A 25,353-nucleotide genomic window follows, 5' to 3' on the forward strand; every position below is an offset into this window, starting at 1 on the left:
TCCGAGACCGAGGCCGGCGGCGTTGAACTCGAGGCCGGTCGGCGAGCGGTAGTTCCCCGGCTCGGGAACGGCGAACTCACCCGCGAGCATGGCGGTCAGCCGCTCGGGGTCGATGCCGACGCCGCTGTCTTCGATCTTGATCCGCAGCTGACCCCCGTGCTCCTTGGCCTGGATGCGCACGCGGCCGCCATCGGGAGTGAAGCGGATGCCGTTCGTGATGAGCTGCACCAGCGCCTTTTCGAGTCCGGCGCCGTCGGCTTCGATGGTGGTGAGGCCGGGATCGCAATCGAGCGTCAGTTCGACCTTCCGGCTGACGCCGGCGGTGCTGGCCAGCGCGACGGCGCGGCGCAGCAGCGCGGGGACATCATGGGTGCCGAAGTTCGGCACCACACGCTCGCTCTTCACCCGCGCGAATTGCGCGGCGTCCTCGGCAAGGCGGGTGAGACGCTCGAGGTGCCGTTGCATGGTCTCGAGCACGTCCTTCTGCTGGTCGTTGACGGGCCCGAGCTGTCCGCCCGCCAGCAGATCGCGGTAGCCGATCAGAACGCTGATCGGCGTGCGCAGCTCGTGCGAGGCGATGCTGAGGAAGTGGCTCTTGAGCCGCGTCGCCTGCTCGAGGCTGCCGAGATAGGTGCGCTCGCGCTGCCGCATCTCCTCGAAGCGCTCCGCCAGATAGCCGAGCTCGTCGCCACGCGTGATGTTGAGCGGATGGTCGTAGTTGCCCTTCTCCATCTCGCGGGCCCCGCGCACCAGGCTCTGGACGGGCCGAAGGATCTGTCCGCTGAAAAGGAGCCCGGTGAGCAGCGCTGCGAGGAGCGCGATCAACGCGAGCACCACCATGTCCTTCTCCATCGCGTGGAGGAACGCGGTCTCGGCATCGAACGCGCGCTGGATGACGTAGAGCTGCTGGTCCGTGGGATCGGAGAGCGGGATGCGCCTCACCAGCGTCAGGTAGGTGTTGTGCGAGGCCTTCACCTGCTGGACCGTCATCGCGCTGATGTCGGTGAGGGGGTTCCGGCGCCAGCCACGCACCGCCATCATCAGCGCGCCGCGGTCGCCCGGCGACTCGAGCGAGGAGCCGGTCACGACGGCACCCGCGATGAACGTGACCTCGCACTGCATCTGAGACCGCAGGTCGCGCGCCAGCGCAGCGCCGATTTCGTCAGCCAGCACGAGGACGCCGACCACCTGGCCATTGCCAATGACCGGCACCAGCGCCGCCTGGTAGGGATTCTTCTGCCGGGCGAGGACCACCTGCGGCGTCCTGCCCTGGAGCGCCGCGCGCATCGACGGGTCGTTGAAGGCCAGGCCGGACTTGGCCTGGCCGACGGAGACCAGCAGCTTGCCGCGCCGGTCGTAGATCTCGAAGATCGACGCCTGCACGATGCGGTGGAAGTCCTTCGCCATGCCCTGCACCGTGCTGGTGAAATGGGCGTCGCGCTGATCCCTGCCGAGCATGAGCAGCGAGAAGAAGCGCGGGTCGCGCGCGATCACGCGGCCATCCCCGACCAGCGCTCGCGAGCGCGCGCGCATCATGTTCTCGAACACGGCCTCGGTGTGCTCGAGGCTCTCGTGGATGCTCGATGACTGGACGTGCTTGTTGACGTTGCGGCTCACCGTGAAGAGGGTGGCGAGCCCGAGCGTCGCCGGCGTGAAGAGCGCGAGGAACAGGATCTTCTGCCGGAGGCTGACGCGCATGGTCTAGTAGGCGATATCCAGGGTGACGTTTCCGGTCTTGCCCATCTCCACGCGGCGCTGGATCTCACCCCAGCGCGGATGGAAGACACGCACCGTGTAAGAGCCGGGTGGGAGGGACGGAAGTCGGAATTGACCCTGTTCGTTCGGGAAGGTGAAGGCATGGTTGGGCAGCACCACGACGTAGGCGCCCATGTCGGGGTGAATTTCGCAATGAAGGTTGATCACGCCGGGCCGGTTCATGGTCAGTGTGTCGATCGCCCCCGGCGGCCGGCGGTTGAGGTCGAAGCGCTTGGCGGCCGAGACGCTGAACGCGCTGTGGTACACCCGGTCGAGGTTCTGGAAGGCGATGCGGTCGCCCACCGCGATCGCCAGCACGTAGGGATCGAAGCGGCGCTTCATCAAGACCAGATTTCGCACCCGGGGCGGAGATTCGCGCCGGAAGAACCAGAATCCGTGACTGTTGAGCTTCCGCTCCACGGTCTCGGGCAGCTTCTCGATGTAGACCACTGCGTCCGTCACCGAAACGCGTGCGCTCTTCTTGGCTTTCTTTGCGCTGCCGGTCAGCGTCCCGCGGATCACGCCGGCGCTGGCGGACGAGGTCACGAAGAGCAGGAAAACGGCGAGCAGGAAGCCAGTCCTTGGGCGCATCCATCCTCCTTGGGTCCGGCGTGGCGAGGGGCAGCGTCGAGCTCGGCTTCTGGAGTACCGCACAGCGGTTATCGGCCCTGGAGCCAAGGGGATTGAGCTTGGAAGGAGGGCCCCGGCCGGGCGGCCGTAACCGTGGGTCGAGACCGGAGCTAGGGGAAGACGTCGAGATCGCGGGCCGAGAACAGAGCACCCTCGTAACCCTTGCGAACCTCCCGGACCAGATCCTCGTCGGACGCGCCCCAGAAGAGCTGGTGATAGAGGACGAGCCGCTTCGGCTTCGCGCGCTGGGCGAGCCGCGCCAGCTCGGTGGTCGAGGTGTGGGCATCGGCGTGGTAACGCTGCCACTCGGCGGGACGCGCCTTGAAGCGTTCGGCGGAGTACACCTCGTGCACCAGCACGTCGCAGCCTTCGCAGGCGCGCACCACCGCCTCGCTGGGCCGGGTGTCGCCCGAGATCACCACCACTTCGCCCTTCGACTCGAAGCGATACCCGAAGGCCTGCTTCCAGTTGGCGTGCGGCACGGCGAAGGCCGTCACGGTCACGCTGGAATCGCGGTAGACGACGCCGGATTGGATTTCGTGCGCGTTCACCTTCCAGCCGTCGTGCTTCTCGGGCTCGAGGCCTTCCTGCCGCATGCGAATGTCCTCGGCATAGGCCTCGAGCAGATGCCGGCTCATGGCCGCCACCCCGAGGGGACCGTAGAGCTCGAGCGGGGCATGGCGCTCCAGCACCCAAGGCGTGAGCATCAGGTCCGGAAGGCCGAGCGTGTGATCCGAGTGGAGGTGGGTGATGAACACGATCCCGAGCCGCTCGGCTTCGAGCGCCGGCATCCGATGGCGAGCCGCCGCGGCGGCGGCTCGACGCACGACACCTGCGCCGCAATCCACGAGGTAGGCCCGGTGGCCCGCGACCACGGCGACCGAGGGACCCGAGCGCTCGGGGTCGGCGTTGGGCGTTCCGGCGCCGAGAATCACGACGCGAAGCGCCGCGGTCGTGTCGGGAGAGCTGGCGAGCGCGTGATCACACGCGAAGAGCAGCAAGCCGGCGAGCGCGACCCCGCGCCACGCGCTCATAGAGGCCTACTTGCGCGGCGCCGCTTCGGCGGCTCGCCCGCTCTCGAAGTAGGCCTTCTTCAGGCGCTCCATCAGCACTTCGCGCCGGTCGTACAGCCGCCGCCGCTTGCGCGGCGCGTGCTTCGCGAGCGCGTAGGCCGTGAGCAGCGGCAGGCCGATCGTGGCGTCGGCGTAGCAAATGACCGTGCCGGGAAGCTGGTCCGGATCGATCTTTCCCCAGCTCACCGCCTCGGCCGGCGTGGCGCCCGAGAGGCCGCCCGTGTCCGGACGCGCATCCGTCACGGCGAGGAAGTAATCGTGTCCCTTCTCGGCGATGCCGAGGACTTCCTGGATCTGCGGCTCGGTCTGGAGCAGGAAGTTCTTCGGCGAGCCGCCGCCGAGGATCCAGATCCCGCTCTTGCCCCCATTCACCTTGGCATCCCACACGATCGCCGCCGTCTCATTGACGTCGGCGTTGACGTCGAGCACGAGCCGGTTGCCCTCGAGCGCCTTGGCCGCGATGTTCATCCCGATGGATGAGTCGCCGGGCGAGCTGGTGTAGATCGGCACGCCGAAGTCGTGAGCCGCGGCCAGCAGCGAGCGGTGCTCGAGTCCAAGCTTCTCCTCGCGAGCGCGCACATACTTCCCGCACAGGTGATGGAATTCGGCGGTGCTCATCGCGCGCTGGAACTCCGGCCCCGAGATCACCTCGCGGAAGAAGGCGTCGGTGTCGAGCAGGACCTTGTAATCGAAGAAGACATCGTAGATCCGCACCACGCCCTTCTCGCGCAGCTCGACGTCGTCGGCCTGGAAGGTGCCCTGGTGCATCGAGAGACCGAGACCGAAGTGGGTGTCGTGGTAGAGATTCGCGCCGGTGGAGACGATCCAGTCGACGAAGCCGGCCTCCATGAGCGGAATGATCGCGCTCATCCCGAGCCCCGCCGGCGTCAGCGCGCCGGTCATCGACAGCGCCACCGTCACATCGTCTTCGAGCATGCGCTCGACCAGGAGTCGCGCCCCTTCGCGAAGCCGCGCGCCGTTGTAGGCGAGGAAGGCCTGGTCGATCAGCTCGGCCGCGGTTTCCTTGCCGGTGATCGGCCTGGGATCGATGCGCGGTCCGGACAGATGACGCTGCGGCTTGTGAGTCATCCGTTCTCCCTACTTGGACGTCATGCGGTCCATGCGGCCGTGTGGACGCTGGCGGACCACCTCGTCGATCTGCTTGGGATCGTCGGGAAAGAGTCCGGCCTTGGCGAGCCGCGGCACCAGGTCGGCCCAGTGGCGCTCCTTCGTGAACACCTGCTTGAAGAGCTTGAGCGCTTCCGACTTGCGATCGTTGGTGTACATCGAGACGGCCGCCCAGAACTGAAGCTCGACGACCTCGGGCGCCAGCTTCGCCGCCTGCTCGTACGCCTTGAGCGCCTCGGCGGGTTTCTTCTCGGCGATGAAGTTGTCGCCGGCGTCCTCGAGGTTGTAAGCGCGCCGCAGCCGCATCAGACGGCGCAGCTCCTTGAGCGGGTCTTCGGAATCCTCGACACGGAGATCGAAGATCTTGTCCATCCACGGCTTCCCGCTGGGCCGCCCGCGCACCACGAGAATGGCCGCCGACTGCTTGCCGCGAATGTCGCCACCCGCCTTCTCGGCCGCCTCGAGCGCTTTCATCATGCGCTCGGCCAGGTCGCCTTCGGCTTTCTCGAAAGCAGCCGACATCGCCGGCCACACGGTGGCGTTCGCCATCAGGTTGGCCTGGACCGAGTACTGGTCACCCGTCTTGTGCCCGGCGTCGGGGATGCACTTGGGCCCGGTGTAGGCGGCAACGCTCCCCTTGGCGTCGATCATCGCGACCTGGCGGCCTTCGTTGTGAGCGTCGGCCGTGACCAGCGAATCCAGGGCGTGGCGGGCGGTGAGACCGGACCGCATCAGATCCAGGCCTCGCGGGCCATAGTCCACGAGGACCAGCGACTGGGTGGCGACGGCGCCGACCCCCGACTCGGCCCAGGGCACGATCGGCCCCACCGAAAAGTAGTGCGACTGGACAGCCACCCCCAGCTCTCCAGTTTTTGGATCGCGGGCCACGATGGAGTAGGTATGGGCGAGCGGCGCGGGCGCGCCGGAACCGGCGACCAGCATGAGCGCCAACGACATGCTCCAGTCCAAGAGCACCTCCAGACGCGCCCGAAAGGGCCAGGGTGGGGAGACGAGCCAGCCGCGAAACGCGGCTGAGAGTGGCATGCGCTCAGGGGAGGCGCAACTGGAACGGGCGTCGGTGCGGCGCAATTCGGAGGGAAGCAGCTTGAAACGCGGCCCAGCGAGGCAGAGACTGCAATTTACCCCACGGTTCCGAATCACGCTTCGGAGGCATCGTGTCACCGCTCCTTTGGTCCGTCGCGGCCGTGGCGCTTGGCCTGTTGTTGCTGTTCATGATGAACGGCGCACGACGTTCCCGGCACACGCGCCACGTCGTGCTGGAAGAAGTGAGGCGCCGTTTGCGCGGCGGCTCCATCGAGCATTTGCCCGCACGCGGGCCGCGAGCACGCGGCCGGCTGGGGGAGCTCGAGCTCACCGTGGATCTCCACCACGATCCGACTCGACGCAACCTGCCCTTGTGGAGAGTCATGGCCGTGGGGCCGGTGCGGATCGACGAGCCGATCGAGGCCCGGGTCGCGGACTGGGCAGGTTGGATCGATCCGTGGATGCAGATGGAGAAAGTCCTCACCGTGCCGGCGGCCGGTGGAGGCCCCGCCTTTACCATCCACGCGCGCCAGCCTTTGACCCTCCACCATCCGGTGATCGCCGCGCTGCGCCGCCAGGGTCCGGCGCTGGTGGCGGGATGTCTCCACGTGCAGCACGACTTCATGCGAGCCGAGATTCACTACGAGCCGCGGCCCGAGGGCAATCGCGGCCTGTTCGCGTTCCTCGACGCCATGTCGGAGATCTCGACTCGCGGGCCTTCGCGCGCCGTGGACACCGGCCGAGTCCATCGAATGCACGTGGGGCGCGAGACGGGATGAAGGGGTGGTGGCTCGCCACCCTCTTCCTGACCCTCTTCGGTCTCTCCCAGACGTCGATCGCCGACGAGCGCCCGCGCGCCGTCGCCATGCGCGCCGCGGGTGAGTTGCGGCTCGACGGCGCCCTGGAGGAGCCCGATTGGGCCCGCGCAGAGGCGGTCGGCGCGTTCCAGCTCATCATGGTGCGGGAAGGCGAAGCACCTTCCGAATCCACCGACGTGCGCGTGCTCGTCACCGACACGCATGTTTGGTTCGGCATCCGCTGCGAGAACCAGGGGCCCGGGGCGGTGCGCGCCAGTCTCTCGCCGCGTGACCAGATCCTCGACGACGATCACATCTCGGTTCACCTCGACACCTACAGCGATCGCCATCGCGCCTACATCTTCGGGGTCAATCCTCACGGCGTGCAGCTCGACGGCATCCTCGACGGGGGCGAGCCCGATTTCTCGTGGGACGCGGTATGGGACGCCGAGGCTCGTCTCGCGGAGCGCGGCTGGACGGCGGAGATGGCGATCCCGCTCCGCACCCTGCGCTTTCCCGAGGGTGGCTCCGGGACCTGGGGACTGTGGATCCGGCGCGCGATCACCAAGAACGACGAGGTGTGCTCGTGGCCGCTCTATCGGCTCGCGGTGGCCGGCGACATCATGCTCCAGGCCGGTGACCTGGAGGGAATGACCGGCGTGCGCGGCGGTGGAGGGTGGGAGGCGCAGCCCTACGCGGCCACCACGCGATCGGAAGTGCGGCGCTTCGGTTCCGTGAACGACTGGCATGGCGACCACGTCTACGACGTGGGGCTCGACGCCCGCTACGGCATCACCAGCACCATGACCGCCAACCTCACGGTCAACCCCGACTACAGCCAGGTCGAAGCCGACGCACTGCAGATCGACGTCAACCAGCGCTTCCCGCTCTACTTCCCGGAGAAGCGTCCGTTCTTCCTCGAAGGCGCCGAGACGTTCAACACCTTCTTTCGTCTGTTGTACACGCGCCGCATGGCCGATCCCCTCTACGGAGGCAAGGTGATCGGCAAGATCGGAAGATGGCGGGTCGGAGCGATCGCGCTGCGCGACGAGGGCGGCGGAAGCACCGAAGGGATCGGCGCAGGCTCGACGGGCGGACCATCGCCGCCCGGTTATTTCAGCGTTGGCCGTCTGACCTATGACCTCGGCGAGAATCAGAAGCTGGGATTGCTGGTGACGGATCACGTCGCCGAGCCATTCGGGCAGCCGACCGACACGCTGCCCGGCCACGTTCCGTCGTCGCACAACACGGTTCTCTCGGCCGAGACCCGCCTGCGTCTCATGAAGTCCCTCTTCTTCTATGGGCAGGTCGCCGGCAGCCGCACGCGGTTCGAGAGCCCGGTCGCCACCGATGAAGGAGCTCAGGAGAGCTTCTCCGATTACCTGTCCACGCTCACCTTCGAGTGGAGCGACGGCACACGTCACGCGCTGATCTGGGAGGACTACATCGGCTCTCGTTTCCGCGCGGAAGCCGGATTCTTCGACCGCGTGGACGTGCGCAACGACGGCTTTGAAGCCACCTACACGTTTCGTCCCGAGAACCGCTGGATCCGGTACTTCGAGCCGACGACCAACGGCAACGCGATCTACAGCACGCGTGGCGAGCTTCAAGATAGGCGCTTCTCCGGGGCGCTGCGGATGGGGTTCCAGAAGCAGACCTTCCTCGAGACGCGAGCGACCCACGTGGACGAGCTGTGGCTCGACACCCTCTACGACCGCTGGCGCTACAGCCTCTCGGCCAGCAACTCGCTGTGGCGGCCGCTGTCGTTTGGGGTCGATTGGTCGCTCGAGGACGGCATCTTCTACGCGCCGACCGACTCGGCGTCTTTCCTCGGTTGGCAGGAGGGCATCAACGCCTACGCGACCGCGCGTCCCTCGCCACGATTCACCGCCGAGCTGTCGGCGACCCGCAGCCTGTTCCTGACCTCTCGCGGTGGGGACGAGGTCTACGACATCTGGCTCTTCGGCGCGAAGATGACCTACCAGTTCACGCGCCGCCTGTACGTGCGGCTCTATCCGCAGTACGACACCCACGCGAAGCACCTCGATGCCGACGCCCTGATCGGCTACGTGCTGCACCCGGGCACGGTGGCGTACCTGGGGATGACGGGCGACTTCGACGAGATCGACCGCCGGCGGACCGCCACGCAGCGCAGCCTGTTCCTGAAGTTCTCCTACGTGTTCCAGGGCTGATGCGGATCCGCGCGGCGACTCTTCGGTTCCTGGCGGCACGGATCGCGCCGTTGTGGCTGGCTGTGTACCTGTCCACTCCGCTCAAGCCTTACGTCCCGACATGGGCGTTCGCCGTCATCATCGTCGTCCCTTTCCTCCTGCTCATGCTCGAGGACGGGGAAGATCGCGTGACCGCCCGCGGCACCTTCGAGGTCATCGCCGCCTGGTGGTACGTGTCACTGACCGCCTTGGTCCTCTATTTCTTTCTGAAAGGCTATCGGCCGGTTGGCTGGTGGCTGGCACTGATCTTCATTGGCCTCGGGCTGGTGGTCTATGTGCCCAAGCTGAGGCACATCGACGAGATCAGCGAGCCTCAGACCTGAGCGGCGCTCAGCACCCCGGATGGATCGAGCGCTTGGCGAATGCGATCGCGCAGCGGGGCAATCGCCGCCTGAGAAGGAACAGGCGGCTGGAAGGCGACCGGACCGCTCTTCCCGATGACGCGGAATCCTGACTCGTGGAGCGCGAGCAGGAGCGGCGTTGCGACCTCGTCGTCGGGATACCAATGCAGCCGTCCCGCCAGTGCGTGGCACACGAGGCGCGATGCCTCGCGCCGTTTCAGAAAGGCCCCGAGCGCGGCCGGCGTGACATGCGCCGAGGTGAGCGTGAGGTGAGCCCCGTCCTGGTCCTCGGCGCCGCACAGGGCCTGGGCCAGTTCGATCACCGAGTCGCCTTCGAGGCGCTTGGCCGGCGCCCCGATTGAAGCGATCACGTGCTTCTCCTGCTCGGCGGCGAATTTCCGGTCTTCCTCGATTCCCACCACCACCACGAACGGCGCCTCGAGGAGCGCCGCCTCGGGCAGCCTCCGTGCAGCGGCCGATCCCAGCACGGTGAGAAATGAGGGCTCGAGACGAGGCAGCGTCTTCCAGCGCGACTCTTCGGCGACCTCCCAGTCCTTCAGTCCGTAGATCAGCGCGATCCGCGTGTCGGGTGCGGGAAGGAGCTTGATGCTGGCCTCGAGGATCGCAGCCAGCCCGCCGCGCGAGCCGCACAGCAGGCGATGCACCGGATGCCCCGCGACGTTCTTCACCACCTTGCCGCCGGCGCGAGCCAGGGTGCCGTCGCCGAGCGCGAAGCGCGCCCCCAGGATCCGATCGACCGGCGCGCCAAGGCGGCGACGCCGCGGTCCCGAGCCGTTCCATGCCAGCGTTCCGCCCAGGGTGCCGCGAGACGGGTGCGGAGTCTCGAGCGGCAGCTCCTGGCCGCGCGCGCCCAGCGCGCGCGAGAGCGCCCGCAGCGTCACGCCGCATTCCGCGGTGGCCGTGAGATCTTCGGGATCGTATTCGAGGATTCGGTCCATTCCGGAGAGGTCGAGAGCCACATCGTAGCCGCCCGCAAGCGATGCATGGCGCAGACGTGTTCCGCCGCCCCACAGCACGACGGCGAGCTTTTCCCGCGCCGCGGCGCGCAACGCTTCGGCCGCTTCCTCGGCCGAGGTGGGTCGGATGGCGAGCCGCGGCTCGAGCGGTCCGAGCGCGTAGGCTTGCGGAGACACCGAGCGTTCACGGAGACCGAGCGCCAGACTCATATCCACGGCCCTTCGGCGACGGCGACCGGGCGCATGCCGCCCATCTGCGCGGGAGGATGAATGCCTTCGCCGTCTCCGGGAAGGATCTTGCCCGGGTTGAGCACGCGCTCCGGATCGAACGCCGCACGCATGCGCTCCATCACCGCCAGATCGTCGGGCGCGAAGAGCTCGCGCATCATCGAGCGCTTCTCGATTCCGACGCCGTGCTCGCCGGAGATCGACCCGCCCATGCGGATGCACATGCGGAGGATCTCGTGCGAGGCTTCCAGCGCCAGGGCCTGCTGTCGCGGGTCGTCCGCGTCGAACAGCACATGCGGATGAAGGTTGCCGTCGCCGGCATGGAAGACGTTGCCGGACTCGAGTCCGCGCTCCGAGCACAGGCGTCCGATGCCGGCCAGCGCTTCGGCCAGCCGGGTGCGGGGCACCACGCCATCCATGATGTAGAAGCCGCTCGCCGCGCGGCCGTACGCGCCGAAGGCCGATTTGCGGCCCTTCCAGATCGCGGCTCGCTCCGCTTCGTCGCGCGCGACGCGGACCGAGCGGGCGCCTTGCAGCTTCGCGAGCGCGGAGATGCGCTCGACCTGCGGCTCGAGGCTCACCGCGGGACCATCGACCTCGATCAGCAGCACGGCGCCGGCGTCGAGCGGCAGACCGATTCCGAGCCAGGCTTCCACCAGCCGCACCGTATGGCGGTCCATGATCTCCATGGCCGCGGGCACGATGCCCGCCGCGATCGTGGCCGATACCGCCCGGCACGACTGCTCGATGGTCTCGAAGTCGAAGAGCATCGTCTTCACCGCCTGCGGCTTCGGCAGCAGCCGCACGCAGATCTCGGTGACGATCGCCAGCGTGCCTTCGCTGCCGATCACCGCGGAGGCCAGGTCGAAGTCCGGCGAATCCGGCGCCTCGCCGCCGAGCGTGACCACCGCTCCGTCGGCCAGGACCGCCACGATGCCCAGCACGTGATTGAACGTGACTCCGTACTTGAGGCAATGCGGGCCCCCGGCATTGGTGGCGACGTTGCCGCCCACCGTGCTCACCTGCTGCGATGCCGGGTCGGGCGCGTAGTAGAGACCGAGCGGCGCGAGCTGCCGGGACAGCTCGAGGTTCACGAGGCCGGGCTGGACCCAGGCCAGCATCCGCTCGGCGTCCACGCGCAGAACACGGTCCATGCGGTTGACCGAGAGCACCAGGCCACCGCGCTCGGCGGTGGCGCCTCCCGCGAGTCCCGTCCCCGCGCCGCGAGGCGTGATGGGCAGGCGATGGGCGCCCGCCCAGCGCACGATGGCCGCCACCTCGTCGGTCGAGCGCGGGAGCACGATGGCGTCGGGCATGTGCCTCTCGATCACCAGCGCGTCGGACTCGTAGGTGAAGCGCGCCGCCCGGCTATCGAGCACGCCGTCTTCGCCGAGCAGCTCGCGCAGCGGAGCAAGGTCGAGCGGAGTCATGCGGCGCAGGTTAGCACGGTGGACAGATGTCCGGCTCCGCGGCTGTAATCCTTTACTCTCCCCGGGGAGAGTAAAGAGTTACAAGCAACCGAGGCTTTCATGAGCGAGAACAAGAGAACGGTCGAAGCCTACATGGATGCCTTCAGGAGCACCGACCGCACGCGCATCCTCGACTGCCTGACCGACGACGTCGAGTGGTGGATCCCGGGAATGTTCAAGGTCCAGGGGAAGGAAGCCTTCAACGAGCACATCGTGGACGAAGGTTTCGTCGATCGCCCGGTGATCACGGTCGACCGCCTGGTGGAGGAGAACGACGTGGTCGTGGCCGAGGGCAGCGTGAAAGCGCCGCGGGCCGGCGGAGGCCACATGAACCTGGTGTTCTGCGACGTGTTCGAGATGAGGAACGCGAAGATTCGCCGGCTGATCAGCTACTTGATGGAGGTGAAGTAGTCCGCGGCGCTTCGCGCCGCGTATCTAAGGCTTCTTGGAAGCTCGCGGCCCGAAGTGGCTCACCAGATAGGTCCGCAGCGAGTCGTGCTCCTCTCGCGTGAGCTTGACGCCCCACTTCTCCATCGTGCCGAGCGTCTTCTCCCACGCGGTCGAATCCTTGGCCTGCTGCGTCACCATCGTCTCGGAATGGCAGATCAGGCACGCGCGCTCGGCGATTGCTTTGCCGGAGCCTTCAGGAAAGTGCTGCTCGTAGACACGGCGACGCGACGCCTTGCCGGCCTCGTCCGCGAAGGACACCATCACGAACAGCGAGAACCCCGCGAACACCACCAGCAGTGCTCTACGCGACACGGAAGCTCACCACGTGAATGGAATTGTTGGCGTAGCCCGCTGAGTTGACCCGCGCCTCCGCGGGTTGAACCTCGCCCTTGCCGTCGGTCGCGCGTGCCATGACGCTGAGCCGCGCGGGCGTCTTGATCTCGTACTCGGTGGCCCAGGCCCGCCAGGCGCCGGGCGCCGTCTCGCCCATGAAGCCTGCCGGCTTCCAGGTCTTGCCCCGGTCGATCGAGGTCTCGACCAGACGCACGCCCATCGCCCCGGCCCATGCGAACCCCTGGATGCGCACCTTGCCGAGGGCTTCGCGCCCGCCTTCGAGCGGACGCGTGATCACCGACTTCACCTTCATCTCCTCGACCGGCGGCGCCAGCGCAGATGGATCGTCTCCGGGATAGTTGTAGCGATAGCCACCGGCCATGAAGTGATTGTCCGACGGGATCTTTTCGAGGCGGATCCGGGTCACCCACTTGGTCGACGCCATGCCGTACCAGGCGGGCACGATGACGCGCAGCGGACCGCCGTGCAGCTTCGGCAGCGGCTCGCCGTTCATCGTGTGCGCGAGCAGCACGTCGAACATCGCCTTCTCGATCGGGATGCTGCGCAAGAACGGCGGGACGTCGGGAAGCGTTCCGACGTCGGCCGCCTCGAACCACACGTGCCGCGCCTCGGGCATCACCTGCGCGCGGCGCAGCAGGAACGGCAGCTTCACGCCGGTCCACGTCGCGTTGCCGACCGCGCCGCGCTCCCACTGGGTGCCGGACGTGTTCGCCAGCTTGAACAGCCCACGGCCATTGCCCGCGCACTCCAGCGTGACCGCCGCCTCGGTCGAAGGAATCGCCTGAATGTCCTTGAGGTTGAGCGAGAGCGGGTTGGCCACGAGCCCAGTCACCTCGAGGCGCCAGGTCGCGGGATCGATGGTCGGTGCGGGCAGATGGCTGCGGACGAAGAAACGATCGTTGCGCGTGGTCCACGAGCGGCCGAGCGCAGACAGCGTGGTCTCGAAGTGCTCCGGCCATGCGTTGCGCTCGATGAGCTCTGCGGCCGGCGCAGCAGGTGCGGCGGGCTTGGCAGCCTGGGCAGCAGGACCTGCCCCGCGCGCCCAGCCATGCCACGCGCCGAGCGTCCACGAGGCCAGTCCCGCCCGGCTCAGCGCTCTCAGGAACGTGCGGCGATCCATGCCAGCCATGTGCAGAAATCTACTTCCGGTCGAGGCCGCGCGCCAGAACATCCGCGCCGTGTTCGGGGCTACGGATTGGCGCGACGGAGCGACTCGGGCTCGGCCTCGTGCTGGCGCAGCTCGAGCCCGGGAAGCTCGTCCTCGACCAGGTACTCGAACTGGTCCCGGAACTCCTGCAGGTTGAGGCCGGCGACCGCCGCGTACTTGGCCAGCGCGTGGGCGTCCTCGAAGTCGTCCCGGCGCAGCCGGATCATGTAGCGCCGGGCGATGGCATAACGGGTCGATCCGATGTCGACCATGCGGACCTTGGCTCGTTGCGCGTCGTCGTCGTACATGGCCTTGAACGGGATCGGCACGAAGCGCCCGGCCTGGATCGACATGATGGCGGCATCGCCGCCCTCGAGCAGGAACTTGGCGGCGCAATAACCGAGGTCGCGCGTGTATTCCATGTCGAACGGGATCGGATCGGCGCATCGCAGCTCGTAGCCGATGTTCTTGGCGACGATCGTGGCCTTGAGCCCGAAGTCGGCGAGGCGCCGCTGCACGGCCTGCTTGAGGATCTCGCCGAAGCTCACCTCCGCGATCCGCACGTGACCGTGCGCATCGCGCTCCACGCCCTCGAGACCCGCGAGGTCGCCGGGATCGATCGAAAGCACCAGGCCCTCGGCGATCACCGCGACGCCGTCGCGCCGGCCGGTGGCGACGCGCTTGATGATGGCGCCGGCCAGCGTGTCGACCACCTTCTTCACCGGGACCGGGAGCCGGAATTCCTCGGGGATGAGCGTGAGCGTCGCACCGCCGGCCTTGCCGATCCCCATCGCGAGGTGACCGGCCTTGCGGCCCATCGCGATCACGAAATACCAGCGCGACGTGGTGCGCGCATCGATCATCAGATTCTTGAGGATCTCGACGCCGAGGTGGCGTGCGGTCTGGTAGCCGAAAGTGTCGATGTGGGGCGGCAGATCGAGGTCGTTGTCGATCGACTTGGGCACGTGCACCACGCGGATGCGCCCCGCCGACTTGCGGTCGAGCATCATCGCCGAGTACGCGGTGTCGTCACCGCCGATGGTGATCAGCTCGAACACGTTGAGCCGGAGCAGCGAGACCACCGTGTTCTCGAGCAGCTCGGGGTCGCTGGTGGGGTTCGCCCGCGAGATGCCGATGTGCGATCCGCCGCGGAAATGGATGCGGCTGACCCCGTCGATCGTCAGCGGCCGCACGTGCTCGATGTTGCCCTGCATGATCCACTCGAAGCCGTCCTCGATCCCGATGACTTCCACGCCTTCGAGCGCGGCGCGGATGGTGGCGGCGGCGATGACGCTGTTGATGCCGGGCGCCGGGCCGCCGCCGACGAGGATCGCGAGGTTCTTGCGCTGACTCATCGGGATCAGGCCACCGGAGTCACGGCGAGATCGGATGCGAGCTTCTCGATCACGCTCGCGCACTGCTGGTAGCCGGTCTGCAGCAGGAAGTGGGGATTCCTCCCGTAGGACTTGTGGCCGAGGATGTAGAAGTCGGGCTCGGGATTGGCGAGGAGATCGGCGCCGAAAGCGGGGGTGGTCAGACAATCGCCCGCGCCCGCCTCCGAGAGCGCAGCCGCCAGGCGAAAAGGCGCGCGCGAGGTGTAGCACTCGTGCACGTGCAGCTCGCGGTAGAGCGAGTCGTCGGGGCCGAAGCCGGTATTGACGATCACCTGGTCCGCTTCTTCCCGCCGCGCCTGGTCGCCGACCCGGAGAATGACCCGGTAGCGATGCGTGGCGGAGTTGAATTCGAACTCCTCGACCATGGCCTCGCCGATGTGCGTGACGTTCGGATCCCCACCCTCGGCCAGAGCGCGGGCGCGTGCCCGCAGCTCACGCCGTGCCGCCAGCGGGTCATCGGCCTCCTGCGGATAGAGCGCCTCCGCGGCGCGCCGTGTGACCCATGCCACCGAAGTGCCGGGCGCCTCGGCGGCCAGGCGCGCGAGATCGCATGCCGTGGTCGCCGCGCTGGCGCCGGCGCCGATCAAGAGCGTTCGTTTGCCCGCATAGCGCGGGCGCTGCAGGTCGAGCACGTCATCGATGCGGTAGCTCATCTGCGGCGCCAGATAGAGCTCGCGCCGCGCCGGGATCCCGCCGTCGCCGGCCCAATTGGGCTGCCCGTACACGCCGGAGGCGTCGATCACCGCGTAGGCATGCAGGTAGCTCTCGCGGCCACCGACGTCGCGCACCAGCATCCGGAAGGGATGCTCTCGACGCGCGGGGCCGCTCGAGTCCGCTTTGAGCAGACCGCGCCGCGAGATGTGAACCACTTGCGTGTGAGCGTGGATCCGCGAAGCCAGCTCCGGGTGTTTCGCCAGCGGCTCGAGATAATTCCTGGCCAGCTCGGCGCCGGTCGGACATGCCTCGCCGTCGGGGCGCTTCCAGCCGGTGCTCTCGAGCATGCGCGCCGAGTTCGAGCCGACGTTCATGCGCCACGGGGTGAACATCCGCACGTGGCCCCAGGCGATCAGGTGCGCTCCGACCTCGCCGCGCTCGAAGATGTGAACGTCGAAACCGCGATCGAGTGCCGCGGCCGCGGCTTCGAGCCCGACCGGGCCAGCGCCGATGATCGCCAGGCTGTTACGGGACGGCAAGTTCAGGGCTTATCTCCGCGAGTCCAGGCCAATCGAGAGACGTCGACTCTAGTGGCCTCTCCGCAGTCCTGCAACGGGGGCTCCTGCGGGCGCGCGGGCCCAGCTCTCGTGGTCCTCGAGTAGGCGCCATCCGTCCAGCTCCGTTAGCCTTCCTCCCGGAATCACGACGAGTCGTCTTCCCGGAGGTGCTCATGAAGCATCGATCCATCGTGTGGGGGATCGTTCTGGTCGTCGCGACCTGCGGCGCCACACCTTCCAAGGCTCCCGCTACGAAACAAGCAGACATCCGCAAGCTGATGGACATGGTCGGCGTCTCGAGCCTCGCCCTGCAGATGGCCGAAATCTGGACGCAGTCGGCGTTCCAGGCCCTGAAAGCTGCGGACCCCGGGGTGCCTGAGCGTGCCGCGGAGGTGATTCAACGCGAGGTGCGCGACGTCATGGCGAGCAGGATCGAGGGCCCGAACGGATTCACGAGTCAGATCATCCCCATCTACGACAAGCACTTCACCCATCAGGAGATCAAGGATCTGATGACGTTCTACGGATCGCCCACGGGCAAGAAGGCCATTGCGGTCCTGCCCCAGGTGATGAGCGAGTCCGCGGCGCTGGGTCAGAAGTGGGGGGAGTCCATGGCTCCCGAGATGGACCAGCGGATCAGAGCGGCGCTGCGAAAGGAGAACCTGATCCCTTAGCTTGGGCTCACCGCCGTCGTGCTTACCCACTGCGCTGATTCAGGGCCCTGCTCGAAGGCGCTGATCCACCGGGACTACATCCTCGGCTTCTTCATGCTCGGGATGCTCGGATTCCACTAGGGCGGTGGGAACGAATCGGTCCACGCCGTGTCGGGAGGCACTTCCGTCGTCTCGGGCTCGGCGGGCTCCAGGGGTTGGGGCGCGTCCGCCTCCACCTGCTCGTAGAACGTGTCGGGCACGGCGAGCATCGCCGAATCCGCGTAGAGCGAGTCGAACTCGCTGCCGTACCACGGCGCGTTGTCCAGGCACGCCATCACGGGGGAGGTGCCGCGCAGGAAAGGCACGTTCATCGCCGTGCAGGACGTGTCGGCCAGCAAGCCCGTCCACGGCTCGATGTCGGTCCACTCCAGCTCGGCATCGGAGGCGAAGGGTGTGGGTGGGAAGCCGGCCAGCATCCGCTTCACGATCCCAGCCCACACCGGAATCGCAGCCTGCGTCGCCGGACGCCCGAGACTCGCCGGCCTGTCGTATCCGATCCATACACCCGCGACGATGTGGGGCGTGAAGCCGACGAACCAGGCGTCGTGGAAGTCGTTCGTGGTTCCGGTCTTTCCACCGACCGGGCGGTCGAAGCCGTACCAGCCGCGGAGCGGCATGGCGACGCCGTAGCGCACCACGTTCTGCAGCAGGCCCGTCATGAGCGCGGCGATCCCCGGCGGGATCGCGTCCGCCCCCGGCTCGCCCCGCCACTCGAGCGCCTCCCCGCGCGCATCGACGATCGCGCGAATCGGGGTCGGCGCATGACGCATCCCCCCGGCGGCGAAGACGGCGAACGCGCTGGTCAGCGCCAGCGGCGTGACCTCGTTGGTGCCGAGCCCGATGCTCTGCACCGCTTTCAGGCGACCGAGCCCGAAGGCTTCGGCGGTGCGCGCCACCTCCGAAGGCCCGATGGCATCGACCAGGTTGGTCGTCGCGACGTTGAGCGAGAGCGCCAGCGCCTGAGCCAGCGTCACCGACTCGTGATAGTTGTCCGCGAAATTCCTCGGCTTCCACGCCCATCGGCCACGCCCGAACACGCGTGGCGAGTCGGAGACGGTCGAGGCCGGCGTGAAGCTCGCGCCCCCGCCTCCCATGAACGCGGTGGCGTAGACGATCGGCTTGATGGCGGAGCCGGTCTGGCGGCGCGCCTGGTAGGCGCGGTTGAAGTCGCCGGGGTCCGGATCGCGGCCACCGACCATGGCGGTGACGGCGCCGGTATTGGCATCCAGTGCGACGAACGCTCCCTGGAGGCCGCGGCGTCCCATGCCGGATTCGAGCTGCCACAAGCCCGAGCGCAGGGAAGCCTCGGCCGTCGCCTGCCACGCCGGGTCCATGGTCGTGAACACCGAAAGTCCCCATGACTGCGCCGCCCGCTTGGACAGCCGCCGCGCGAGGATCTCCCGCACCCAGCCCCCGTAGGAGACGAACCGTCGCGGCGCGGTCTTTCCGCGCTGCACGCCGAGCGGGAGCGCCCGCAAACGCGCCGCCTCGGCGGCCTCGAGCCGCTTGCTCTCCACCATGTCGTCGAGCACGTCGTTGCGCATCTCCATCGCGAGGTCGGCATGGGTGAATGGGTCGAGCGAGTTCGGCGCGCGGATCATCGCGGCCAGCAGCGCGCCGTGGTGGATCTGGAGCGAGTCGACCGGACGATCGAAGTACCAGCGCGCGGCCTCGGCGATGCCGCCGATTCCCGCGTCGCTCGCCTGACCCCAGTAGACCGAGTTCAGATACATCTCGAGGATCTTCTCCTTGGAGAGCAGCACCTCCAGGCCGACGGCGAGCATCGCCTCGCGCAGCTTGCGGCCGTACGTCCGCTCGTTGCCGAGGAACAGTCCGCGTGCGAGCTGCTGAGTGATGGTGCTTCCGCCCTCGCGGATCTCGCCGGCCTTGACGTTGGTGACGATGGCGCGCGCACCGGCCTTTGGATCGATGCCGAAGTGGGTGTCGAAGCGGCGGTCCTCCGATGCGATGATCGCGTTCTGGACGGCCTTCGGCACGCGTTCGAGGGGCACCCAGGAGCGCCGCACGTTGCGCTCGCCGAGCATCATCGAGACCAGCATCGGCTCGAGCCGTGGGGCGCTCGTGTCGGGCGGCGGCGCGCCCGGCAATCCGCCGTAGCGCCGCACCGCGACGACCATGCTGTCGTCGAGCCACAGCCGCACGCGCTCGGGCCCCCCCTGGCCGCGAGGGTCGGGCGCATCCAGGAAGCCGCGCAGGAAGATCAGCGCGCCTCCTTGAACCGTCGCCCATGTCCCGGGCCGGCGCGGGGTGCCCGACACGCGCGTGTACCCCCGCACGTGAAGCTCGGCCTGCAGATAGGGGAGCGGAAGGACGCGGCCCTTCACCAGGGGCAGGTCCGCCGAGTAGATGCGTGACGGGAAGCCCCAGGCCGGACCTTCGGCCTGCAACGTCTCGAAGGCGTGGACCTCGACCGCGAACCGGACCAGCAGGAAGACCACGATCACGGCCAGAAGCGCCGCGACCGCGATCAGCAAGCGGCGGAGGGTCATGGGCCGCCGCCGAGGAATCGGGGGTTTCGCCGTCACCCTTCGAGCCTAACAGGATGAGCGATCGTCGCTAACGGAACTCCGCGACGATCGGGGCGTGGTCCGAGGCCAAGCCTTCGCCGTCGAGCCCGGCGACCGTGCCGCCGCTTCCTTCGACCCAGCCGCGGCCGGCGAACCAGTCGAGCCGCAGCCGGCTGCGGCGCTCCGTCCAGCGGATCAGGGGCGCGGCGACGCGCATGAGCGCGCGCGCTTCCTCGAGCCGGTCGAAGCGCACCCGCAGGGTCGGGCGGCGGTCGTTGAACCGATTCCACTCGAAGTCCGAATCGCGAAGCACATCGAACAGCGTCTCGCGGGCCGGACCGCGGTCCGGATAGAGGAAGCGCGAGAGCACGGCGCGATTGGTCCACATCAGCATGACCGCGGCATTCGCGAAGACGTCCCACCAGCGCCCGCGATTGAAGGTGTGGCTGTTGAAGTCGCCGGCGAGGACGATCGGCCGCTTCTCGTTCCGGAGCGCCGCCATGAGGGTGCGCATCTGCAGGGCGCGATCCTGCCGGGTGCGATGCACCTCGAGATGGACGGAGACGGCGACGAAAGGCGCCGCCGGGCGCTGGACCTCGGCGATCAGCCCGATGTGGCGGCCGTACATCCGCTCGCGGTTGAACTGGACCTTCTCGGGGCTCGGCAGCTCGACGATGCGGGCCTCGCCCAGCGGCCAGCGGGAGAGGATCGCCAAGCCCACCAGGGCCTCCTGGTTGGCGCGTCCGGCGGCCATGCGCTCGTCGTCGTCGCGGCCGAGCGTGGTCTCGATCGTGAGCGGAGCCCAGCAGCCGTGGAGGCCCAGGGCGTGCGCCAGATCGCAGGCGACGTCGCGGTTGCCGGCTCGCGCCGCGCCCAGATCCACCTCGTTGAGCATCACCAGGTCCGCCGACTGGAGCAGGGGATGCGTGGTCAGGGCGCGCTCGACCTGGTCGTACCAGTTGCCGTGCTCGATGTTCCAGTGAACCGCCAGCACGCGCTGCGGAGCCGTCGATGGCTTCGATGCCTGGGGGTGCGCCGGCTCGAAGCGGCGGATCGTCGAGAGCAGCCGCGAAAGGCGCGGGCCCAGGTCGTTCCATGAAGCCGAGCCACGCAGCGCATCGATCGAAGGATATGCCTTCAGAGCCTCGCCGAGCGCTCGGCACTCGGCGAGAAATTGGGGATCACGGTCCACGACGCCGGAGCATAGCAGGCTGCGTTGCGCGCTCCGCGGCGACCTCCTAGACTGTGTGACGCCGCTCCCCGGCCGCTTCGCTTTCCCCTCTCATGGCCCGAAGGAGTTGTTCTCTTGGCATCGCGTCCCCGCACGCTTCGTGAGCTGAAACAGGCCGGCTACCGCACCCGCTCCGTCAAGGACGAGATGCGCACCAACCTCGTTGCGCGCCTCCGTTCCGGCGAGCGTCTGTTCCCTGGGGTCGTCGGCTACGAACACACCGTCGAGCCGCAGATCGTGAACGCGATCCTGTCTCGCCACGACTTCATCCTGCTCGGCCTGCGCGGCCAGGCCAAGACCCGCATCCTGCGGGCGCTCGCCGGCTTCCTCGACGAGTGGACGCCGTACATCCAGGGCTGTCCGCTTCACAGCGACCCGCTCCAGCCGCTGACGCATCACGCCAGGGCCCTGGTCGAGACCCACGAGGACGACACGCCGATCGAGTGGATGCCGCGGGACGAGCGCTACCAGGAGAAGCTCGCCACTCCGGACGTGACGATCGCGGACCTGATCGGCGACATCGATCCGATCAAGGCGGCCACGCTCCGGCTCGACTATTCGGACGAGCGGGTGATCCACTACGGCATCATCCCGCGCACCAATCGCGGGATCTTCGCCATCAACGAGCTTCCCGACCTGCAGCCGCGCATCCAGGTGGGTCTCCTCAACATCCTCGAGGAGAAGGACTTCCAGATCCGCGGCTTCCCGGTCCGGATGCCGCTCGACATCGTGATGGTGTTCTCGGCCAACCCCGAGGACTACACCAATCGCGGCAACATCATCACGCCGCTTCGCGACCGCATCAATTCGCAGATCATGACCCACTACCCGCTGACGCGGGAGGACGGCATGTCGATCACCGCTCAGGAGTCGTGGGTCCAGCGCGACGCCGGCGTCGAGGTCGTCATTCCGGCCTTCATGCGCGAGCTGGTCGAGGAAGTGGCGATCCAGGCGCGCAAGAGCGAGTACGTCGACCAGAACTCCGGCGTCTCGGCGCGGCTGCCGATCGCGCTGATCGAGAACCTGGTCTCGAACGCCGAGCGGCGCGGCCTGCGCACCGGAGAGAAGCGTGTGCTGACGCGCGTGTGCGACCTCTCCAACGCGGTATCCGGCGTGAGCGGCAAGGTCGAGCTCGTGCTCGAGGGCGAGCAGGAAGGCGCCATGAACGTGGCGCGGGCGCTGCTCGGGCGGGGGGTGAAGTCGCTGTTCGCGCAGCGGCTCCCGGATGCCTACAAGCCGCGACGCACGCGCGGCGCCGCGGCCCAGCAAGCCGAAGCCGAGGCGCTTGCGACTTCGGAGTACCGGCCGATCCTCGACTGGTTCGCGGCCGGCAACCACCTCGAGCTCTCCGACGACATGCCGCATCCCGATTACGCGCGGCGCCTCGCTCAGGTCCGCGGACTCGAGAAGCTGGCGGCCAAGTACCTCGAGCCGGGTGACGCCGATGAAGCGGCGGTCGCCATGGAGCTGGTGCTGGAAGGACTGCACCAGAACTCCATGCTGTCCCGCGAGCGCACCGACGGCTCCGCGACGTCCTACAAGGACATGCTGAAGAGCATGCTGAGCGGCATCGGGGACGACTGATCCCGCAGGGGAAGGAACATGGATGGCGTGCCTTATTTGCTCATCCTGCCTCTGCTCGCCCCCTTGATCATGCGCGCGATCGCCGCGGCGCGGTCGCGAGAGGATGAGCACTCGCGCGAGCTCGAGTCCAGGCTCACCGAGGCCGAGGATCTGATCCTCGCCGGTCAGACCGACGAGGCGGCCAAGAAGCTGGTCGTCGCCGCTCCGCTCATCGACAAGATCCGCGACTCGGGCAAGACCGGCCAGTCCTCCCGCTTCTACATCGCCGAAGGCCTGATCGCGAAAGCCTTCGACGAGCGGCCGGCGGCGGAAGCGGCCCTCTCGAAAGCTCTGCTGTGCGTGGACGCGATCACCGACCCGCGGCTCGAGGCCAACCTTCGTGCCCGTGCGCAGGCGGAGCGCGTCTCCTTGGGCGAGAAACCGGACGACGTTCGGCAGCGCACCGAGCAGGCGCTCTCGCACGAGCCGAAGGCCGACGATCCCTGGACGCTGTCGATTCTGGCGTGGGTGGCGGCTCGAATGGGATCATTCGAGCAGGCCGCGGGGCAGTGGCAGAGTGCCCGCCACCACTGGGAAGAGGCGATGCGGATCGCCGAGCGCATCCCGACACCGGAGCCCTCCGGGCAGTCCGGATGGACGCGGGAGAAGGAAGTCGGTCTCTGGGCGGACGGCCGCGCCGCAGGCGCCCACGCCGCCATGGGCTTCGCGGACGCGCTCTTCGGCCTCCACGATCGGGAAGGGGCCGAACGCTGCCTGGTGCGCGCCGAGCAATTGCTGGAAGGCCCGGACCATGCGCTCACGCTCAGCGGCCGGGCGAGTGTCTTGTTCAGGCGCGCGAATGCCATGGGTGATTCACTGGCGACGGAGGCCGATCAGACCGCGCTCTACGAGCGCGCGGTCGTCCTCGGCGACGCGGCTCGGTGCCTCGAAGGCACGTGGATCGCCGGGAAGGCCGAATGCTGGCTGGGTCAGAGCAGCGTGCGATCGGGGGACCACGCGCGCGGCCTGCAACGCTTCGAAGCCGTGCTGGCTCGGGTCCAGGACATCGATCGCGACGTCTTCCGGTCCGCGACCATCGAGATGCTGATGTTGATTGCGGACACGCACGCGGTGAGCGAAGCGTGGGAGCCGGCCGCCGTGGCGTTGCGACGGGCGCTCGATCTCGCTCGAGGATCCGCGGAAATGGACAGCAGGGACCTCACGGTTCAGATCATCCACAAGCTCCATGGCTGCGCGCTCCATCGCAAGGCGCTGGCTGAAGGCCGGGATCTCATGGGAACCCTGGCGAGCATGCTGCCCGCGATCTCCGCCAACGCCCATCAACTGGCCACCCTGCTCGAGCCCCACATGCTGGGATCCCAGCTGGTCGCCGAATCCCGGCTCGCCGAAGCGGACGAGGCTTTCGCCCGCGCGGAGTCCGTGGCGCGGGAAGGAGAATCGGGTTATTGGGAGCGTCAGGCGGCCTTCCAGCGCGGCATGCTCGCGCTGCGTCACGAGCGTCCGGCTGACGCCCGCGAGCACCTGAACCGCGCGCTGTCGATCCGAGTGGTGACGCTCTCCGCCGCTCAGGAGAGCTCCGAGCGCGCGGATGTCCTGTTGCGGCTCGCCGAGTGCGACATGGGGGCCGAGCGTCACGAGTCCGCCGAGCGGCTGCTGATTCGCGCGGCGGAAGAAGGCGTGGCGAGCGGCCGAGCGCATGGGCGCCATCTGGCGGCGATCGCCTCATGGCTGAACGCCGGTCTCCCTCAGCACGAAATGGACGAGCGGCGGCGCCTGCTGGATGCCGCGGCGCGACTCGGACGCCTGAGCGGGACCGAGAAGGGCCGGGAGCTGGCGGCCAAGGCCGAAGGGGCCTTGAAGGAGATGGGCCTCTAGCGGCCTGCGCCGCACGACATTGCGCGCTATTCCAGCCGCAGCATCCTGGCCGGAAAGTCGATGGTCACCCGGTAGCGGCGCAGCACGTTGGTGCCGAGGATGCCATCGATCCGCGTTCCGGTCGCCAGCGTGAGCATCTCGAGGAAGTCCGCCACCGCAACCCGCACGCGCGAGATGCGGGTCTGGCCAATTGCCAGCGACCGAACCACTCCCGACGATGCGGTCACCGTGCCCCCGCCGCCCGTCATGTCCGGCATCGCCATGCTCTCGACCTCGCACTGCCGCGCCACCTCGGGCGAGATCACCGTGGTCGAGGCGCCGGTGTCGAGCGCGAACTGGAACGGCCGATCGTGGATCTGGACCGGGAGCATGAGCAGGGGCTTGGAAGGATGTGCGAGCGTGAAGGGCAGTGTGGCGCGGGCCGGGGTGTTCGCCACGGGCTCGTCTGGACTCTCGAGCGTGAGCGTGGCCGACGCGTAGTCGACGGTGAGCCGAAAGTGCTCGAGCACGTTGTGGCCGATGTTGCCGCCGAGCGCCAGACCGATCGCGCTGCCGATACGCCGGAAGTCGTCGGTCATGATCACGGGAACGTCGCGCACCAAGGCCTCGCCGAGCGCGATCGAGCCGGCTCTTCCCATCCCCACCTGGATCGGCCCGCCCGCGCCCTTGGCCTCGTGAGTGGATTCGGCGCGGATGCCCAGGCGCGCGCCGAGCTCAGGAAGCAGCATCGCATGGCTCGCGCCGGTGTCGAGCGCGCAGAGGATCGGCTCGGAGTCGTTGAAGCGCGCGGGGATCACGATCAGCGGCTGGTCGCCGCCCACCAGCCGGAAGTGGATGTCCGAGCGCATGGAAGCCTCCTGAGCTGGAAGAGAACATTCGCGGCGGGAGCATCGTAGCGCGTTCCGAGGTCGCCAAAGGGCGCTCTCGACCGGCGCGGACATCATCGAGCCCAGAGCCGCTGGATGGAAGCTCGGCGCGGCGCGGCTCCGGGCCTGTGCTAATCTGAAGACCCGAACGTGGCCGCGCGACCACACTCCTCGACGGCCAACACCAAGCGATGCGATTCGACTACTCGAAATGGAAGGGCCCGCGGCCCGAAGACCTCCAGTTCATCAAGCAGTTGATGGACATCTATCGCAACCTGCTGCTCCAGACCGGCGGGGATGTCGAAGAAGCGCTGCGCTGGATGGAGC

The 25,353-nt window shown here is 68.0% G+C and carries 21 protein-coding genes; 7 read left to right on the forward strand and 14 right to left on the reverse strand.

Going from position 1 to position 25,353, the window contains the following annotated elements:
• From VFQ05_13245 to VFQ05_13265, 5 genes are all read right to left on the reverse strand, one after another.
• A partial coding sequence (locus VFQ05_13245) for a histidine kinase dimerization/phospho-acceptor domain-containing protein (GenBank protein HET9327725.1) occupies positions 1-1,698 on the reverse strand: 1,698 nt, incomplete at its 3' end.
• Between the two features lie 3 nt (positions 1,699-1,701).
• Entirely contained in the window at positions 1,702-2,346 is a 645-nt protein-coding gene (locus VFQ05_13250; GenBank protein HET9327726.1) for a carboxypeptidase regulatory-like domain-containing protein, read from the reverse strand.
• Positions 2,347-2,495: 149 nt separating this feature from the next.
• Positions 2,496-3,419: an MBL fold metallo-hydrolase gene (locus tag VFQ05_13255; protein ID HET9327727.1), complete on the reverse strand. Its 924-nt coding sequence runs from the start codon at positions 3,417-3,419 to the stop codon at positions 2,496-2,498.
• A 6-nt stretch (positions 3,420-3,425) separates the two neighbouring features.
• Complete coding sequence (speY, locus tag VFQ05_13260; GenBank protein HET9327728.1) at positions 3,426-4,547, reverse strand: deoxyhypusine synthase; 1,122 nt, start codon at positions 4,545-4,547, stop codon at positions 3,426-3,428.
• 9 nt (positions 4,548-4,556) lie between these two features.
• Positions 4,557-5,555 (reverse strand): DUF1028 domain-containing protein, encoded by a 999-nt coding sequence (locus VFQ05_13265; GenBank protein ID HET9327729.1) that lies wholly within the window; start codon positions 5,553-5,555, stop codon positions 4,557-4,559.
• Positions 5,556-5,761: 206 nt separating this feature from the next.
• Here VFQ05_13265 and VFQ05_13270 point away from each other — a divergent pair, with 206 nt between their 5' ends.
• The 3 genes from VFQ05_13270 to VFQ05_13280 are packed head-to-tail and all read left to right on the forward strand — an operon-like array spanning position 5,762 to position 8,981.
• A complete protein-coding gene (locus VFQ05_13270; protein ID HET9327730.1) occupies positions 5,762-6,409 on the forward strand; it encodes a hypothetical protein in 648 nt (215 codons plus the stop codon).
• A complete protein-coding gene (locus tag VFQ05_13275; GenBank protein HET9327731.1) occupies positions 6,406-8,619 on the forward strand; it encodes a DUF5916 domain-containing protein in 2,214 nt (737 codons plus the stop codon). The genes VFQ05_13270 and VFQ05_13275 overlap by 4 nt, the downstream gene beginning before the upstream one ends.
• Positions 8,619-8,981 carry a hypothetical protein gene (locus VFQ05_13280; protein ID HET9327732.1) on the forward strand — a complete coding sequence of 121 codons (363 nt, stop codon included), beginning with the start codon at positions 8,619-8,621 and terminating at the stop codon, positions 8,979-8,981. Before VFQ05_13275 ends, VFQ05_13280 begins: the two co-directional genes overlap by 1 nt.
• On the opposite strand, the gene VFQ05_13285 is transcribed toward VFQ05_13280, so the two are convergent.
• Positions 8,972-10,186 carry an FAD-binding oxidoreductase gene (locus VFQ05_13285; protein HET9327733.1) on the reverse strand — a complete coding sequence of 405 codons (1,215 nt, stop codon included), beginning with the start codon at positions 10,184-10,186 and terminating at the stop codon, positions 8,972-8,974. The genes VFQ05_13280 and VFQ05_13285 overlap by 10 nt on opposite strands.
• Positions 10,183-11,634, reverse strand: coding sequence for an FAD-linked oxidase C-terminal domain-containing protein (locus VFQ05_13290; GenBank protein ID HET9327734.1), 1,452 nt, complete (start codon positions 11,632-11,634; stop codon positions 10,183-10,185). Before VFQ05_13290 ends, VFQ05_13285 begins: the two co-directional genes overlap by 4 nt.
• A 99-nt stretch (positions 11,635-11,733) precedes the next feature.
• On the opposite strand from VFQ05_13290, the gene VFQ05_13295 reads away from it, so the two are divergent.
• Positions 11,734-12,084, forward strand: a complete 351-nt coding sequence (locus tag VFQ05_13295) for a nuclear transport factor 2 family protein (GenBank protein HET9327735.1) — start codon at positions 11,734-11,736, stop codon at positions 12,082-12,084.
• A gap of 24 nt (positions 12,085-12,108) precedes the next feature.
• On the opposite strand, the gene VFQ05_13300 is transcribed toward VFQ05_13295, so the two are convergent.
• From VFQ05_13300 to VFQ05_13315, 4 genes are read right to left on the reverse strand one after another with little or no spacing between them, the layout of a single operon-like run.
• A complete protein-coding gene (locus VFQ05_13300; protein ID HET9327736.1) occupies positions 12,109-12,435 on the reverse strand; it encodes a hypothetical protein in 327 nt (108 codons plus the stop codon).
• A complete protein-coding gene (locus tag VFQ05_13305) occupies positions 12,425-13,606 on the reverse strand; it encodes a sulfite oxidase (GenBank protein ID HET9327737.1) in 1,182 nt (393 codons plus the stop codon). Before VFQ05_13305 ends, VFQ05_13300 begins: the two co-directional genes overlap by 11 nt.
• Before the next feature lie 59 nt (positions 13,607-13,665).
• The gene (gene pfp, locus VFQ05_13310; protein ID HET9327738.1) at positions 13,666-14,979 is read right to left on the reverse strand and encodes a diphosphate--fructose-6-phosphate 1-phosphotransferase; all 1,314 of its coding nucleotides are present in this window, start codon (positions 14,977-14,979) and stop codon (positions 13,666-13,668) included.
• Positions 14,980-14,984: 5 nt separating this feature from the next.
• Positions 14,985-16,211: an NAD(P)-binding domain-containing protein gene (locus VFQ05_13315; protein HET9327739.1), complete on the reverse strand. Its 1,227-nt coding sequence runs from the start codon at positions 16,209-16,211 to the stop codon at positions 14,985-14,987.
• A gap of 191 nt (positions 16,212-16,402) precedes the next feature.
• On the opposite strand from VFQ05_13315, the gene VFQ05_13320 reads away from it, so the two are divergent.
• Positions 16,403-16,903: a DUF2059 domain-containing protein gene (locus tag VFQ05_13320; GenBank protein ID HET9327740.1), complete on the forward strand. Its 501-nt coding sequence runs from the start codon at positions 16,403-16,405 to the stop codon at positions 16,901-16,903.
• A 116-nt stretch (positions 16,904-17,019) separates the two neighbouring features.
• Here the strand turns inward: VFQ05_13320 and VFQ05_13325 are convergent, their stop codons facing one another.
• Positions 17,020-19,452, reverse strand: a complete 2,433-nt coding sequence (locus VFQ05_13325; protein ID HET9327741.1) for a transglycosylase domain-containing protein — start codon at positions 19,450-19,452, stop codon at positions 17,020-17,022.
• Positions 19,453-19,519: 67 nt separating this feature from the next.
• Positions 19,520-20,662, reverse strand: coding sequence for an endonuclease/exonuclease/phosphatase family protein (locus VFQ05_13330; protein ID HET9327742.1), 1,143 nt, complete (start codon positions 20,660-20,662; stop codon positions 19,520-19,522).
• 114 nt (positions 20,663-20,776) lie between these two features.
• Here VFQ05_13330 and VFQ05_13335 point away from each other — a divergent pair, with 114 nt between their 5' ends.
• Together VFQ05_13335 and VFQ05_13340 are read left to right on the forward strand one after the other, a co-directional pair.
• On the forward strand, positions 20,777-22,285 hold the full coding sequence (locus VFQ05_13335; GenBank protein ID HET9327743.1) for a magnesium chelatase: 1,509 nt from the start codon (positions 20,777-20,779) through the stop codon (positions 22,283-22,285).
• An 18-nt stretch (positions 22,286-22,303) separates the two neighbouring features.
• Positions 22,304-24,160, forward strand: a complete 1,857-nt coding sequence (locus VFQ05_13340; protein ID HET9327744.1) for a hypothetical protein — start codon at positions 22,304-22,306, stop codon at positions 24,158-24,160.
• Between the two features lie 26 nt (positions 24,161-24,186).
• On the opposite strand, the gene VFQ05_13345 is transcribed toward VFQ05_13340, so the two are convergent.
• Positions 24,187-25,008: an aspartyl protease family protein gene (locus VFQ05_13345; GenBank protein HET9327745.1), complete on the reverse strand. Its 822-nt coding sequence runs from the start codon at positions 25,006-25,008 to the stop codon at positions 24,187-24,189.
• Positions 25,009-25,353 lie beyond the last annotated feature (345 nt).

It is taken from the genome of Candidatus Eisenbacteria bacterium (assembly GCA_035712145.1).
Classification (GTDB): Bacteria; Eisenbacteria; RBG-16-71-46; order RBG-16-71-46; family RBG-16-71-46; genus DASTBI01.

Coding starts and splice junctions, on each gene's coding strand:
- VFQ05_13305 (HET9327737.1), bottom strand. CDS start 13,606: ATGGCTGGCATGGATCGCCGCACGTTCCTGAGAGCGCTGAGCCGGGCG.
- VFQ05_13320 (HET9327740.1), top strand. CDS start 16,403: ATGAAGCATCGATCCATCGTGTGGGGGATCGTTCTGGTCGTCGCGACC.
- VFQ05_13295 (HET9327735.1), top strand. CDS start 11,734: ATGAGCGAGAACAAGAGAACGGTCGAAGCCTACATGGATGCCTTCAGG.
- pfp (HET9327738.1), bottom strand. CDS start 14,979: ATGAGTCAGCGCAAGAACCTCGCGATCCTCGTCGGCGGCGGCCCGGCG.
- VFQ05_13345 (HET9327745.1), bottom strand. CDS start 25,008: ATGCGCTCGGACATCCACTTCCGGCTGGTGGGCGGCGACCAGCCGCTG.
- VFQ05_13275 (HET9327731.1), top strand. CDS start 6,406: ATGAAGGGGTGGTGGCTCGCCACCCTCTTCCTGACCCTCTTCGGTCTC.
- VFQ05_13290 (HET9327734.1), bottom strand. CDS start 11,634: ATGACTCCGCTCGACCTTGCTCCGCTGCGCGAGCTGCTCGGCGAAGAC.
- VFQ05_13255 (HET9327727.1), bottom strand. CDS start 3,419: ATGAGCGCGTGGCGCGGGGTCGCGCTCGCCGGCTTGCTGCTCTTCGCG.
- speY (HET9327728.1), bottom strand. CDS start 4,547: ATGACTCACAAGCCGCAGCGTCATCTGTCCGGACCGCGCATCGATCCC.
- VFQ05_13285 (HET9327733.1), bottom strand. CDS start 10,186: ATGAGTCTGGCGCTCGGTCTCCGTGAACGCTCGGTGTCTCCGCAAGCC.
- VFQ05_13250 (HET9327726.1), bottom strand. CDS start 2,346: ATGCGCCCAAGGACTGGCTTCCTGCTCGCCGTTTTCCTGCTCTTCGTG.
- VFQ05_13325 (HET9327741.1), bottom strand. CDS start 19,452: ATGACCCTCCGCCGCTTGCTGATCGCGGTCGCGGCGCTTCTGGCCGTG.
- VFQ05_13340 (HET9327744.1), top strand. CDS start 22,304: ATGGATGGCGTGCCTTATTTGCTCATCCTGCCTCTGCTCGCCCCCTTG.
- VFQ05_13280 (HET9327732.1), top strand. CDS start 8,619: ATGCGGATCCGCGCGGCGACTCTTCGGTTCCTGGCGGCACGGATCGCG.